The sequence below is a fragment of the Nocardioides yefusunii genome (assembly GCF_004014875.1).
Classification (GTDB): Bacteria; Actinomycetota; Actinomycetes; order Propionibacteriales; family Nocardioidaceae; genus Nocardioides; species Nocardioides yefusunii.
Genome location: NZ_CP034929.1, coordinates 1,556,553 through 1,570,732, shown reverse-complemented (window position 1 = coordinate 1,570,732; position 14,180 = coordinate 1,556,553). Strand labels below are relative to the sequence as shown.

Below are 14,180 nucleotides of genomic sequence, written 5' to 3'. Positions count from 1 at the left end.
TCACGAGATCGTGATCAGGCGGACGCGGCGGCCGTCGCACCGGCTCCGAGGCGGGTGCCGAGCAGACGACCGAAGGTCAGCGCGGGAGTGGTCAGCATGCCCGAGCAGAACGAGTTGCCGCAGGTGGCACCGGCACCGATCACCTCGCCGACCGCGTACAGCCCCGCGATCGGAGCGCCGGCCTCGTCCCGGACGGCGAAGTCGGCGTCGATGTCGAGGCCCTGGAACGTCACCAGGGTGATCGCGTGGTTGCGGACCGCGTAGAACGGGCCCTGCGCGATCGGCGCCGGCAGGAACTCGCGCCCGAAGTCGGCGTCGGCGCCGGCCGCCACGAAGCCGTTGTACTTCTCCACGGTCGCGACCAGTCCGGCGACGTCGATGCCGGACTTGGCAGCCAGCTGCTCGAGCGTGTCCGCGGAGTGCACGCCGGGTCGGGTGTCGGCCACCGCGCGGACGTCGTCGGGCTCCTTGCCGACGATCATCTGGTTGAGGTCTCCCGTCGACAGGGCCAGGGCGGCGTCGTCGAAGATCGTCCAGAACGTCTGGTCGGGGATGGTGACCAGGGCGCGCTCCTTCTCGTCGATCGACTCCTCGTCCTCACGCACCCACCGCGAGCCGTTGACGTCGACGTAGATCTCGCGCGGGGGACGCTCGGAGGTGAGGCGCTGGCGGTCGTTCCAGTTCGCGCGACCGGGCGACTGCGGGTCCGGCAGGCCACCGAAGGTGGGCAGGTAGGTGCCCTCACCCTGGAGACCGGCACCGATGGACTGGCCCAGCAGGATGCCGTCGCCGGTGGAGGTCTTCGCCGCGGCCGAGACCAGCGGAGCGCCCTCGAACTCCTGGAACAGCTCCGGGTCAGCGCCGTAGCCACCGGTGGCCAGGACCACCGAAGCTGCGTCGATCTCGACCTCGTCGGAACCACGCAGGACGCTGATGCCCACCACGCGACCCTCGGCGTCGGTGCGGAGCTCGGTGACGGGGGCAGAGGTCCACACCGTCAGGTCGTGCTCGGCGACGGTGCGGTCCAGCTCGGGCTGGAGCACCTCGAGGAGCGAGATGCCCTCGTCCTTGCCGTAGTAGGTGCGGGCGGTCGTGTAGGGCTCGTGGCCGTAGACGATGCGCGGGGTCTCGGAGGCGAACGCGAAGTCGCGGTCGGTGAGCCACTCGATGGTGTCGGCGGCGTTGTGGGCCAGGACGGTGATGAGGTCCTCGCGAGCGGTGCCGCCGGAGATCCGACGGATGTCGTCGAGGTGGGCCTCGGCGGTGTCGGTGATGCCGTGCTCGGCCTGACGACGGGTGCCGGCGGCAGCCATGTGGCCGCCGGTGATGTGCAGTGTGCCGCCGATCTTGGCGTCCTTCTCGACCAGGAGGACGCGGGCGCCGTTCTGGGCAGCGTGGATGGCGCAGGGCAGTCCGGCGGTGCCGGCGCCCACGACGACGACGTCGTAGGTGGTCTCGGTGGTCATGGGTGACTCACTCTCAGCAGAAGAGGTGGGGGGACGAGCCCGGGGCTCAGGCGGTCTCGACGAAGGTGACGGGGAGGCCGTTGGGGGTGTTGACGAACGCGACGCGGGCGCCGGCGAACAGCTCGGCCGGTCCGGCGTGGACGTCGGAGAGGACCTCGCCACCCGCGGCACGGACGGCGGCGGCGACCGCGGCGACGTCGGGGACGGTGAAGAGCCAGCCGGTGTGGCCGAGGTGACGGCCGGTGCGCTGCACGGTCCGGTGGTCGACGCCGAGGTCACGGTTCTCGAGGCGGGTGATCTCGAGGCGAGCGGTGGTGGCGCCGGCCATGAAGGCCAGGCGCATCACCGAACCGTCGGGCAGCTGCGCCATCGCGTCGAGGCCGGGGTGCGAGAACGTCACGTCGTACCACTGCGACATCCCCAGACCTTCGGGTCCCCAGAACGCTGCTTCGGCCTCGAAGTCCTCGACGTGGCAGACCACCGAGGTGAGTTCGGTGTAGTGCCGCTCGGGGTCGGCGTCCCACGCCGCGGTGCCGCGGGCCTCGGCGGGCTGGACGAAGACGATGTCGACGCCGTCAGGAGCAAGCAGGAAGCTCTGGGTGACGGTGACGAGCTTGTCCCCCAGCGGCACGGCCCAGGAGGCCGGCGGGGTGCGGAAGGTCTGGCCCGCAGCGGACAGGACGTCGTAGGAGACGTCGAGGTCGCGGGTGTACATGTTGATGGCGAGCAGACCGGTGTCGGCCTGCATCGGGTGCTGGCCGACCTCGCGACCAGCGACCTCGAGCAGGAAGATCCGACCGGTCGCCGCACCGGCGGCACGCAGTTCGGTGAAGGGGGTCTCCCCCACGCCCTCGCCCCACAGACGTGCGGCCTCCTCGGAGGAGACGACGCCGGAGCGGTGCACCTCCCAACCGAGTTGGCCGACGTACAGGTCGAGGTGGGGCTGGAGCTCGGCGACGCCGAGGAAGGCGGCGTTGACGCCACCGGTGAGCAGGCTGGACACGGTTCAGGCTCCCGTCGGATTTGAGGGCGCAGACGTCAGGTCGACGTCCGCGAGGTGCGGCTGGCCGGACGCGAGGCTGCGGCCCAGGAGCCGTCCGAGCGTCATGGCAGGGGTGACGCTCATCCCGCCCACGTAGTTGTCGCCGGCGAAGGCGTTGTTGCCGATCACCTCACCGACGGCACGCAGGCCTTCGATGACGCTGCCGTCGGCACGCAGGACCCGCAGGTCGGCGTCGGTGACGAGCCCGTCACGCGACAGGATCGAGGAGGCGACGGTGGTGATCGCGTACCAACGGGGACCCTCGAGCGTGCCGGGGAACGTGGTGCGTCCGAATTGGTCGGCCGCCCCGGTGTCGGCCCACGCGGCGACGTCGGCGTTGAAACCGGCGATCTCCTGCGCCAGGGCGTCGGCGGGGACGCCGAGGGCGTCGGCCAACTCAGCGGGGCTGTCGGCAGCGGTGATCCACGGGCTGGTCTCACAGGCCTGCGCGAACCGCTGAGGGGTCCAGTCGTCGCTGGGGTTGCGGATCAGGCTGACCGGGGCGGTCTCCAGCACGCGGGAGTCGAAGACGACGTGCATCAGGTTGCCGGGCTGCTGGATCAGCTGACGTTCGCGGATCTCGGGCGAACGGGTGTCCTCGGCGACGAAACGGCGGCCCTCGGAGTTGACCCAGATCTCGTGTGGGGTGCGGTAGGCGGGGGCCATCTCGACGAACGCGACGCGGTAGTCGACGGCGTGGTCGGGGCGCGCGGGGTCGGGGATCTGGCCCATGACGGGCAGGAAGATCCCGTCGCGGGTGACGTCGGCACCGAGCTCACGGGCGGCGAGGAGTCCCTCACCCTGGGCGTGGTCGAGGCAGCCCACGATCACGTCGGCGCAGTGCTCGGGCATGAACTCGTTGCGCAGCGCGACGTTGGCGTCGTAGCCGCCGGTGGCCAGGACGACCGTGTCACCGCGCAGCACCTGAAGGCCGTCGGAGTTCTCGACCTCGATCCCGACGACGCGACCCTCCTGGGCCACCAGCTGGGTCATGCGGGTGCCCAGGTGCAGCACGATGCGGCCGGCGTCGACCTGCTCCTGCACGAGCGGCAGCAGCACCTTGAGCACCGACCGGCCGTGTTCGACGCCCCAGTAGGTGCGCGGCACCTCGTAGACCTCGTGGCCGTGGATCAGACCCGGGCAGTCGGGGTGGAACTCGAAGCCGAGGTCGTCGAGCCAGTCGACGGTCTCGCCCTGGTGGGTGACGGAGAGTCCGGCGAGGTCCTCCCGGATGCGGTCGTGGGAGATCCGCCGGACCTCACCGAGGTGACGCTCGGTGGAGTCCTCGATGCCGTGCGCGGCCTGACGGCGCGTGCCTGCGCCGGAGAACTCGCCGTTGGCGATGTGCAGCATCCCGCCCATCTCGTCCTGCTTCTCGACGAGGTGCACGAGTGCGCCGCCGGCCGAGGCCTCCAGCGCGGTGGCCAGGCCACCTCCGCCGGTGCCGACCACGACGACCACCCGGGAGGCCCCAGCGACGCCCGAGGCCTCCGCGAGACTCATGCCGCGTCCTCGAGGGTGATCAGGACACCGACCGGGCCGCGCAGAGTGGTGGCATCGACCTCCTCGGCGCCGGCGGCGACGAGAGCGGCGCGGGTCGCGGCCGCGTCGTCGCAGACCCAGACCAGACGCTGGATGCCGACGCCCTCGCCCGAACGGTCGACGGTGTCGACGCCTGCGAACGACATGATCTCGAAGCGGGCCGGGAGGTGGTCGGTGCCGCCCATGAAGGCCAGGCGCAGGGAGGCGTCGGCGGGCATGCGGGTGAGGGTGTCGAACGGGTCGCCGCTCATGACGCCGTCGAAAACGGTGAGCAGGCCGCCGGCGGTGAAGAACTCGACCGCGGCGTCGTGGTCGTCGACGACGAGGACGGCTGTGTGCAGCTCGGAGTGGAGTCGCTCGGGGTCGTTCTCGTAGGCGTCGGAACGGCGGTGGGCCCCAGGGACTGCCTGCGGCACGGTCCACCAGACACCGTCGACGCCCTCGGCCACGAGCTCGGAGAGCGACGCGGTGCCGTAGGGGTAGGTGACGGGCGGGTTGGAGCGGCCCCCCGCGAGGGTCACGGTGGTGACGGTGGCGGGCAGGTCGTGGCTGTAGATGCCCAGGAGGCGGGCGCCGAGGTCCCAGACCCGGGGAGCGGGACGCTCGTGCGCGGCGACGGTCGCCTCAGCGGTGGCGGCGACGAGGCGGAGACGTCCGGCCGGGGCGCCGGCGGCACCGAGGAGGACCTCGGTCTCGGAGGTCTCGAGGACGTCGAACCCGAAGGCGTCGACGTGGAAGCGGGTCGCGGAGGCGAGGTCGGTGACGTTCACGACCGCCTCGCGGATGTAGAGCAGGGACACGTGATCTCCTGGAGAACCGGGGGGAAGTTCCTCTATGCGGAACGTTGTTTCATCGTATGGGTGTGTGATTTTGGCGTCAATGAAATCGAAAGAAACCGGTTCACTTTGTTTCGATTAACGTAACGTCGTTCCGGTCATGGCGAACTCCCCCAGCGCCGCGGAACCCGCTGCGGCCCCCCACGCGTCCCCCGTCCCGTCTGCGCCGCGGGCCCGTCCCGCAGCTCCACCGAGCGCCCCCGCCCCGCTCTTCGTGGCGATCGTCTGCGCCCTCGCGGCCGGCACCGCGATGTACGACCAGACCTCGTTGGTGGTGGTCGCCCCGACGATCGCCGAGGCCCTGGGGGCCGACCTCAGTGGCCTGCAGTGGACCACCGCACTGTTCCCCCTCGTCGCGGCCAGCGCGATGCCGGTGAGCGGTCTGCTGGGACGACGCCTCGGCGCCCGCACGGTGCTCCGGGCCGGCCTCGTCCTGCTGGTCCTGGGTGCGCTGATCGCCGCGTCGGCCCAGTCGCTGGCGGTGCTGCTGGTCGCCCGTGGCGTCCAAGGCGTCGGTGGAGCGTTGATTCTGCCCAGCGCCCCGACCCTGCTGGGCGGCAACGTCCCCGACCCCGTTCGTCGGGCCCACACCGTCGGACTCTGGATGACGATGGCCACCTCGGCCGTCGTGTGGGGCCCGCTGTTCGGCGGCCTGCTCTCCGAGAACCTCGGCTGGCGCGCCTCATTCCTGGTCTACGTCCCGGTGGCTGCACTGGCGTTCGTCCTGGTGGGTCGGTTGCACGACACCCAACGCGACCACACCGGACGTCTCGACCTGGGTGGACTGGTGCTGGCCAGTGCGACGCTGGCCCTGCTGTCCTGGTCGCTGATCACGGTGGGTCGCGGGCTGGGGTCCCTGTCGGCGGTCGCCGTCGGCCTGGCCGTCTCGCTCGTCCTGGGCGCCGCGTTCGTGGCCGTGGAGCGACGCGTCGAGAGCCCGTTGCTGGACCTGTCGATCTTCGCGATCCGTCCCGTACGCCTGATCCTGCTGGCCTGCTTCGCCTACAACGCCGTCATCAACGGCACCGCACTGTTGATCTCCGTGCACTTCCAGCAGACCCGAGACATGGACGCCGTACAAGGTGGGCTGATGATGCTCGTGGCCAACATCGGGATGCCGCTCTCGGGCTTCGTCGTGGGCCTGATGAAGCGCCACCTCAGCAACGTGGCGATGTTGCTGCTCGCCCTGGCGTTCCTGACGTTCGCCTATCTCGGCCTGGGACTCTTCGGCGACGCACCGATCTGGGCTCTCGTCCCGTCGCTGCTCGCCATCGGCATCGGATGCGGCCTGACGTACTTCGTCGACACCACGATCATGCTCGACCACGTCCAGGGGCCTGCCTCCGCACCGGCCATGGCCGCCCTGGCCCTGATGCGTCAGATCGGCACCGTCCTGGGCATCGCGGCGTTCGCCTCGATCGGCCAGCTCGGAGTCGACGTCGGGGTGCACGAGCGCCCCGAGCCGATCGGCCTCACCGCCGCCGGGGTCGTGCTGCTGGTGGTCACGGTGATGACGGCCCGCAAGACCCTGCGGTGACGATGAAACCTCACCGCCTGACGACTAAGGAACTGCCGCGACGGCGAGCTGAACGAGACCACGAAATCCCAGTGGTCTAGATCCTTCCGTCGCCACGTTGCCATGCGTACTGTCGTGTCTCAATGAGCAATCTCAGCAGAACAATTCCCACCAAAGAGGCCTTCCTCGAGAACTCACGATGGCCACCCAAGAACCGTTCCAGTGCCGCACCAGCACTCGAAGGTTCTGTGATACACATCGGCGCGACAGCGAAAAGAATTCCGTTACTACCGCTCTCTGACCAGACCGAAGCCAGCGCACAGGCCATTTACTCACCAGCCAAGCACATATTCGACCACTGCCCCATCTGTCTCACCCCCGATCCATCAACTAAGGAACATGTTCCTCCGCGAAGTTTGGCCGGATCATTCATGACGAAGACCTGCAACCCGTGCAATAGCACCTATGGCAGTGCCACCGAAGCACAGTTGTCGCGGTGGCACCAAGGAGTGCAGACCATCTCGTACACCGGTCATGACTTTCGGGGTTTCAGACGATCAGCGGTGTACGCGCGCACTAGCGCCTCTGGCGACACGTACTTCATACCCGTGAGCCGCGACGTCCCCAAGGAGCGGATAACTCCCAGTCGGATCACATCTATAAAACGGCTCATCCCAGATGACGGTGTAGCGGACATCTCCGGGGCTGTCGGCGCGTCAGTGACCGGGTAGGGGTCGAGGTCTCCACAAGATGGAAGTTCTCACGCTCACCATCTGGAAGACCTCGACGTGCCTGACGCTACCTTCGCGCGCCCTGACCTGACCAAGTTCTGCCGCCTCGACGAGCTCGGTCTCGTCGCCACCGGCCAACGACTCGAGACCGACCGTGCGGTCCTCGCGTGCCGGGTCGTCGAACCGGACCAGTGGTGTCGACGCTGCGGCTGCGAAGGCACACCACGCGACACCGTCACCCGCCAACTGGCTCACGAACCACTCGGCTGGCGACCCACCACCCTGATCGTGAGCATCCGTCGCTACCGGTGCACCGGCTGTGGGCACGTGTGGCGCCACGACACCACGAAGGCTGCCGAACCACGAGCCAAGTTGTCGCGACGCGGCCTGCGGTGGGCACTCGAGGCGATCGTGGTGCAGCACCTGACCGTGGCCCGGGTCGCCGAAGGGCTCGGGGTCGCATGGAGCACCGCGAACGACGCCGTTCTAGCCGAAGGCAGACGGGTCCTGATCGACGATCCACACCGGTTCGATGGCGTCCGGGTTCTCGGCGTCGACGAGCACGTGTGGCGTCACACCAGACGCGGCGACAAATACGTGACCGTGATCATCGACCTGACCCCGATCCGCGACAAGACCGGTCCGGCACGCCTGCTCGACATGGTCGAGGGCCGCTCCAAGCAAGCGTTCAAGACCTGGCTCGCGAACCGTCCCCAAGCCTGGCGCGATCGCGTGGAAGTGGTCGCGATGGACGGGTTCACCGGCTTCAAGACCGCCACCACTGAGGAGTTGCCCGACGCCGTGGCCGTGTTGGATCCGTTCCACGTGGTCCGCCTGGCTGGCGACGCCCTGGACCGGTGCCGGCGTCGGGTCCAGCAAGACCTGCACGGCCACCGCGGTCGCAAACAAGACCCGCTCTACCGCGCACGCCGGACTCTGCACACTGGTGGCAGCCTCCTCACCGACAAGCAGAGGGGCCGACTGGTGGAGTTGTTCGCGACCGATGATCACGTCGAGGTTGAGGCGACCTGGGGGATCTATCAGCGCATGATCGCCGCTTACCGCGAACCCGAGCGCACCCTGGGGCGAGAGCTGATGGTCAAGTTGATCGCCTCGGTCACCGCCGGCGTCCCGAAGGCGTTGGTCGAGCTCATCACGCTGGGCAAGACCCTCACCAAGCGGCGGTCGACGTGCTCGCCTACTTCGATCGGCCCGGCACATCCAACGGACCGACGGAGGCGATCAATGGACGGCTCGAGCACCTGCGCGGATCCGCGCTCGGGTTCCGCAACCTGACCAACTACATCGCCAGATCCCTGCTCGAGACCGGCGGGTTCAGACCCCGGTTCCTACACCCTGGATTGGGATGAGCCATCAAAAGCCGTAACAATTTGACGGCCATGGGACTTGAGCTCAATAAGTAGGAAGAAATGAGATCGCGCTATGAGATTCAAATCTTCGAGCAGTTGGGCCTTATCCCTTGCGTCAGTGCTCGTGTTGGCGGGTGGGGTTGGTGTCTGGAACGCGTCGCGCGGACACCTGCAGGTGTCAGAAGTGGCTGGGACGGCCGCAGTTATCGCTACGTCAACTGACACTCGGTCGCCCAGAACCAACTCATGGGGCACCGGTGTGGTCACCTTGGTGCATGACCGCTGCTGGGGCCTGGCCGAGTCGAACGCGGATCCTGAGTTCGTACTCGTGGTCTGGCCGCAGGGGAGCACCCTCGTCCAGGGGGACAGTGGCCCAGAGTTGCGGACACCCGAGGGAGCTGCCCTGCGTCCGGGGCAGGCGATTCGGTTCGTGGAAGCCCCCGGGAGTCGTACCCTCGATGATCCGTTGCCCGAGGAGTGTGAGGATCTGATGCTCTTCGGGCTAGAGGCCATCGAGAGCTAGCTCGGCCGGGTTCGTGACGGACATACGGGTCGCGGACATGGGGTTGCCTCCAGCAGCGGGGCCAGGTCCACCGAGGCCAGCGCCATCGGTGCGCCCACTCCCCGCGTGCGAAAGCGCGAGGCCCCATCCGTCTGCAGTCCCGCGAAGCGGATCATCCACCCACGACTGCGAGAACCTAACGGACCCCAAAGCCTGCACCACTACACACAAGCAGTGCTCGTAAGACGCCTGAGGCCCGGGTCCCGACGAGCAGTGCTCGCGGGGCCCGGGCCTCAGGCATGAACCTCTCCGACGTGCGTCGGGTCAGGTCACTTGACGTTGCGCAGGGTGTTGAACCACATCAGGTTCGACGGCTCGTAGCCCTCGAGGTCCTTGCTCCAGCCCTGGGCGGCCTGGGACACGGTGATCTGGATGTTGCCCTGGGTCTCGACGTCACGCTGCTGGACGGCCTTCCACGCCGCGGCCTGCGAGGCCTCGTCGGGCGCGGTGAGGGCGGCGTCGAGGAGCTTGTCCATCTCCGCGTCCTTGAACTTGGCGAAGTTGTTGGCCGCGGTGGAGTTGAGTCCGCCGTTGACGTAGTCGGGCGCGAAACCGGTGGAGGACGACGCCGGGGAGTCGAACATGATCAGGTCGTACTCGCCGGTGACGAGGGCCTCGTAGAAGCCCGCGATCTCCATCGCCTCGACGGTCGACTCGATGCCGATGGCCTTGAGGTTGGCCTGCAGGATCGTGGCCGCGGAGGTGGTCTGCGACTTCGACTTGTCGGCGATGATGCTGAGCTTGCGGTCAAGCTTCACGCCCGACTTCTTCAGGTACTCCTTCGCCTTGGCGAGGTCCGGCTTGCCGCCGAACGCCTGCCCCAGCGCCTCGTCGTGGAAGAGCGTGCCGTAGGTCAGGTAGGTGGCGTTGGCGCGACCGGCACCGTCGTAGACCTGCTGGACGATCTTGTCGCGGTCCACGGCGTTGGCCAGGGCGAGACGGAAGTCGGTGTTCGAGGTCGGACGGTCGGCGTTCATCGACGGGTAGGCGAACAGACGCGAGACGTTGGCCTCGATGACCTCGGCGTTGGCGCCACGCTTGGTCACCAGGTCGACCTGCTCGGCCGGCAGGTCCGGGACGATGTGGGTCTTGCCGTTGGTGAGGTTGGCGATGCGGGAGGCGTCCTCGGGGACCACGTTGAACGTGATGGTCTCGAAGGCGTAGTCGTCGCCGTGGTAGTCCTCGAAGCGCTCCATCTCGATCTTGGAGCCGCGGCTGAGCTTGACCAGCTTGTAGGGGCCGGAGCCGTTCTCGGTGGTCGCGTAGGTGTCGTTGACCTTGTACTCGTCCTCGTCGGAGATGATCGGCAGCATCGCCAGCTTCGACTCGAAGTAGGCGTACGGCTCCGACAGGGTGAACTCGACGGTGAGGTCGTCGACGGCCTTGACGTCGGTGACGTAGGTCAGGGCGGAGAGCCACACCGAGGCGTTCTCCTTCTCCTGGGCCTCGGCGACGGTGTGGACGACGTCGTCGGCGGTCAGCGGGGTGCCGTCGTGGAAGGTGATTCCCTCCTTGAGCTTCACCGTCCAGGTGAGGCGATCCTCGGAGACGGTCGGGGCCTCGGCGGCGAGGTCGGGCGTGGTGGTGCCGTCCTCGTTCCACTGCAGGAGGCTGGAGTAGGCGAGGCGGTAGAAGCGGCCAGCCGCGGCAGCGTTGCGGTAGAAGGGGTCGAGGGAGTCCGGCTCAGACGCGACGTCGATGACGAGGTCGGTGATCTTCTCGCCCGACGCGGTGTCGTTGCCGCCACCGCAGGCGGTGACGAGGCTGAGGCCCATCACGGCGACGGCGGCGAGACCGACGCTCCGACGCGCAGTGCCACGGGGGCGCTGGATGAACTTCATGTGTGCTCCTAGGGATGCCGAACCAGTGGGGGAATACGACGGGGCACCCGAAATTCCGCATAGCGGAACGCCTTGCCGCATTACGAAACGTAAGTGGCGCAGGACACACCGTCAACCACTTCGCCACAAAAATCGGAACGGCGTCACAGAAAAGGTGGGAGATGTGACGAGATGACGTGCGTCACGCTCCCCCACCGTGTCGTCCGAGGATCCGGACGACGTTTCTGCCCGCCCGCGCAGCGCGAGTCGGACAGATCGTGGCGGCAAGGCGTGGCGGCAGGCGCCCCCACGCCCACCGCCACACCCCTTGCACGGACACCCGCCGAACACGTCACTGACCACCGCACCGACCCCCATCGGCACAGGCAGTCATGACGCCAGCGGGCATCCCGGGCAGCCCCGGGACCAGGACCTCAGCGGCCCCGGTCTCGGTACCTCAGCGGTACCACCACGGCTGCACCTGCGGTGCCAGACGCGTCAACACCACCCGCTGACGCCGGAACCGGGACAGGGAGGCACGGCCCATACGGGAGGGGCCCATGCCGGAGATCCGGAAGGCCTGCTTCTCGCCCTCGGGAACCATGCCGGTGAGACAGACGTCGTTGACGCTGATTCCTCCGGCCTGGAGACGCGTGGCCGCTGCTTGAGCCTCGTCGTGCGGGCCGAAGACAGCACCAGAGAGTCCGTAGACGGTGTCGTTGGCCAGACGGACGGCCTCCTCGGTGTCCTCGACCACCATCACCGCGAGCACCGGCCCGAAGGTCTCCTCGGTCATGAGGTCCATCGTGTGGTCCACGTCGGTCACGACGGTGGGACGCAGGAACGGACGCGTCCCACGGCCGTCGACGTCGTGGTGCTCCACCTGGCCGCCGGCGACGACACGAGCGCCCGCTTCGACCGCAGCGGCGAGCTGGCGGGCCACGACGTCGGCCTGACGGGGGTCGATGAACGGGCCGAGCTGACCGTCCTCGTCGACCCCCACGAGTCCGATCTGGGCGGCTCGCTCGGCGAGGCGAGCGAGGAACTCCTCCTCCTGGCCGCGGACGACGTAGACGCGCTCCAGCGACATGCAGGACTGACCGGTGTTGGCCGTGCCTCCCCACAGGACTCCCTCGACGGCGACGTCGAGGTCGGCGCCGGGCAGGACCAGAGCGGCATCCTTGCCTCCGAGCTCGAGGAAGGCGGGCACGAACGCCTCGGCTGCTGCAGCGGCGACCTTGCGGCCGGTGGCCACCGATCCGGTGAAGCAGACGACGTCGACACTGCGGACGATCTCAGCACCGGTCTCAGGACCGCCCTCGACGAAATGCAGCACGGCAGCGAGTTCGGGGACGGCGGCGACGGTCTCGCGCAGCGGAACCACGAACTCAGGGCACTGCTCGGTGGGCTTCACCAGCACCGTGCAGCCCATCAGCAACGCGGGGACGGCGTCGATGAGGGCGAGCTGGAGCGGGAAGTTCCACGGCGAGATGACACCGACCAGCCCCATCGGGACCGACGCGGCAGTCAGGGTCACGCCGGGGTCGGAGCTGGGACGCTCGGTCTCACCGGCGATCAGTTCGCGAGCCCAGGTCGCCGAACGCGCCACGGACGTGCGGATCCAGTCGACCTCCATCTCCGAGAGCGCGACCCGGCCGGTGTCGCGGGCCAGGGCGGCGACCAGGTCGTCGCGTCGTTCGCCGACGACCTCGGCCCACTGAGCCAGAACCTCGATGCGGTGTTCGACGCCGGACTCGTCCCACGCCTGCGCTGCGCTGCGCAGGTCTGCGGCGATGCTGCTTATCTCACTCATGTGCTGCTCCTGTCGGCCCACGGAGGGGCTGGAGGGAAGAAAAGAAGGGAAAGGAGGGAGGGAGGGAGGGAGGGAGGGAGGGACGGCTCAGATGACGCCGCGCGCCACCAGGGCGTCGACGACGCTCTGCTGGGTGGCACGGAACTGGCTGCGGTCGGGGACACCGTCGACGGTGTTGGCCGGATGCAGGACGTGGCCGGCATAGGTGGGGGCGTAGAGCTCGAACCGCTGACGCGCCAGGACGTTCTCCATCGCGACCCGGCGCCGGAAGGCGCGGCTGGCACCGAGGTCGATCATCGCGTTGGCGGCCATCGACGGGCCGGACGCTGCTTCGGCGTGCACGAACCCTCGGTGGTCGACGATCTTCGACGATCCGTCACCCGACATCGGTGGGAGACCCTGACCGAAGAGTCCGGCGGTGTTGGCCGAGACGATCCAGGCGCTGTTCTCCTGGGCACGGGCGATCTTGGCGATGTTCTTCGGGGTCGGCAGCGCCGAGGCCACCTCGGAGGAGTTGTGGACGAAGACCTCCGCGCCACGCACCGCGAAGCAGCGGGCGATCTCGGGGTAGAGGATCTCTTCGGACGCGATCGGGGCGAGGCGTCCGATCGCGGTGTCGGCCACCGGGAAGAGAGCTTCGGGCCCGTAGATCTCCAGGTAGCGGTCGAGCACGTCGTGCGGGGTGACCGCCCACATGGAGTTGAGGCGGCGGTAGCGCAGGACGACCTCGCCGGCGTCGTCGAAGATCACGCAGGCCTGGAAGTAGATGCCGGGGAAGTGCTCGTCCCTCTCGTAGTTGTTGACCGAGAGGTGCACGCCGAGGTCGCGAGCCATCTCGCCGAAGCGGCGGTACTCGATGCCGTCGACATCGAGCGCGGCCCGGTCCGACCACTCCCCCAGGGTCTCACCGTTGGGCGGGCCGCTGAGTGCGTACTCGGGCAGGACCAGCAGACGGGTGTCGGCGCCGGCGGTCCGGACCGAGGCCAGAGCCTCGTCGTGGAAGCGGTCGATCGAGGCGTGCATCGCCGAGCGGGCCTGGGCAACCGTCTCCATTCGGTTGACGGCGTGGCAAGCGGTCTGCAGCGCGAGGGCGCGGTAGCGGGGAGCCCCTTCCACCGCGTGGTCGGCCACAGGGGGGACAGCTCGCCCTGCGGTGGAAGGGGCGGTCGTGGGGGCGCTGGAGGCCGGGGGGACAGCGGCCGGGGGAACGGCAGGCACGGAGGGCCTCTCTGCGGGGGGACGAGTGACGTCCGCGGCACACCAGGGCGGGCACCGACGGACGGAGGGACCGGTCCCGACACCCGGATCCATGACACCCACGGGGAGTGCGAGACATCACAGTGTCGGTGACCGCGGTCACAGGACGTATCATTCGCGCACCCCCCACCGTTCGGAAGGCTTGGCCCAATTGTCAGGTTTTAACGGCCTCCCCCCAGCTGGCTCCCCCGCAGCTGCTCGCAGGCCACTTCCCCCACGCCCGCA

8 protein-coding genes and 1 pseudogene are annotated in these 14,180 nt (G+C 68.5%); 2 read left to right on the top strand and 7 right to left on the bottom strand.

From position 1 onward, the window contains the following. Positions 1–14: 14 nt before the first annotated feature. Genes EOV43_RS07120 through EOV43_RS07105 form a run of 4 tightly spaced genes read right to left on the bottom strand, consistent with a single transcriptional unit; the run spans position 15 to position 4,850 of the window. Positions 15–1,466, bottom strand: a complete 1,452-nt coding sequence (locus EOV43_RS07120) for an FAD-dependent oxidoreductase (protein WP_128220523.1) — start codon at positions 1,464–1,466, stop codon at positions 15–17. A 46-nt stretch (positions 1,467–1,512) separates the two neighbouring features. Further along, the gene (locus EOV43_RS07115; protein WP_128220521.1) at positions 1,513–2,469 is read right to left on the bottom strand and encodes a hypothetical protein; all 957 of its coding nucleotides are present in this window, start codon (positions 2,467–2,469) and stop codon (positions 1,513–1,515) included. 3 nt (positions 2,470–2,472) lie between these two features. Then, a complete protein-coding gene (locus EOV43_RS07110; protein ID WP_128220519.1) occupies positions 2,473–4,011 on the bottom strand; it encodes an FAD-dependent oxidoreductase in 1,539 nt (512 codons plus the stop codon). Next, a complete protein-coding gene (locus EOV43_RS07105) occupies positions 4,008–4,850 on the bottom strand; it encodes a VOC family protein (protein ID WP_128220517.1) in 843 nt (280 codons plus the stop codon). The genes EOV43_RS07110 and EOV43_RS07105 overlap by 4 nt, the downstream gene beginning before the upstream one ends. Positions 4,851–4,986: 136 nt before the next feature. Between EOV43_RS07105 and EOV43_RS07100 the strand changes: the two genes are divergently transcribed. Then, a complete protein-coding gene (locus EOV43_RS07100) occupies positions 4,987–6,423 on the top strand; it encodes an MFS transporter (RefSeq protein WP_128220515.1) in 1,437 nt (478 codons plus the stop codon). A 767-nt stretch (positions 6,424–7,190) separates the two neighbouring features. After that, positions 7,191–8,503, top strand: a pseudogene (locus EOV43_RS07090) (ISL3 family transposase). 831 nt (positions 8,504–9,334) lie between these two features. Here the strand turns inward: EOV43_RS07090 and EOV43_RS07085 are convergent. From EOV43_RS07085 to EOV43_RS07075, 3 genes are all read right to left on the bottom strand, one after another. After that, positions 9,335–10,906: an ABC transporter substrate-binding protein gene (locus EOV43_RS07085; RefSeq protein ID WP_164878773.1), complete on the bottom strand. Its 1,572-nt coding sequence runs from the start codon at positions 10,904–10,906 to the stop codon at positions 9,335–9,337. 436 nt (positions 10,907–11,342) lie between these two features. Continuing rightward, positions 11,343–12,698: an aldehyde dehydrogenase family protein gene (locus tag EOV43_RS07080; RefSeq protein WP_128220509.1), complete on the bottom strand. Its 1,356-nt coding sequence runs from the start codon at positions 12,696–12,698 to the stop codon at positions 11,343–11,345. A gap of 87 nt (positions 12,699–12,785) precedes the next feature. After that, positions 12,786–13,916, bottom strand: a complete 1,131-nt coding sequence (locus EOV43_RS07075) for a nitrilase-related carbon-nitrogen hydrolase (protein WP_206611417.1) — start codon at positions 13,914–13,916, stop codon at positions 12,786–12,788. Positions 13,917–14,180 lie beyond the last annotated feature (264 nt).

What these genes read in the sequence shown, in the direction of transcription:
- EOV43_RS07085 (WP_164878773.1), bottom strand. Translation starts at nt 10,906, where the DNA reads ATGAAGTTCATCCAGCGCCCCCGTGGCACTGCGCGTCGGAGCGTCGGT.
- EOV43_RS07120 (WP_128220523.1), bottom strand. Translation starts at nt 1,466, where the DNA reads ATGACCACCGAGACCACCTACGACGTCGTCGTCGTGGGCGCCGGCACC.
- EOV43_RS07110 (WP_128220519.1), bottom strand. Translation starts at nt 4,011, where the DNA reads ATGAGTCTCGCGGAGGCCTCGGGCGTCGCTGGGGCCTCCCGGGTGGTC.
- EOV43_RS07080 (WP_128220509.1), bottom strand. Translation starts at nt 12,698, where the DNA reads ATGAGTGAGATAAGCAGCATCGCCGCAGACCTGCGCAGCGCAGCGCAG.
- EOV43_RS07100 (WP_128220515.1), top strand. Translation starts at nt 4,987, where the DNA reads ATGGCGAACTCCCCCAGCGCCGCGGAACCCGCTGCGGCCCCCCACGCG.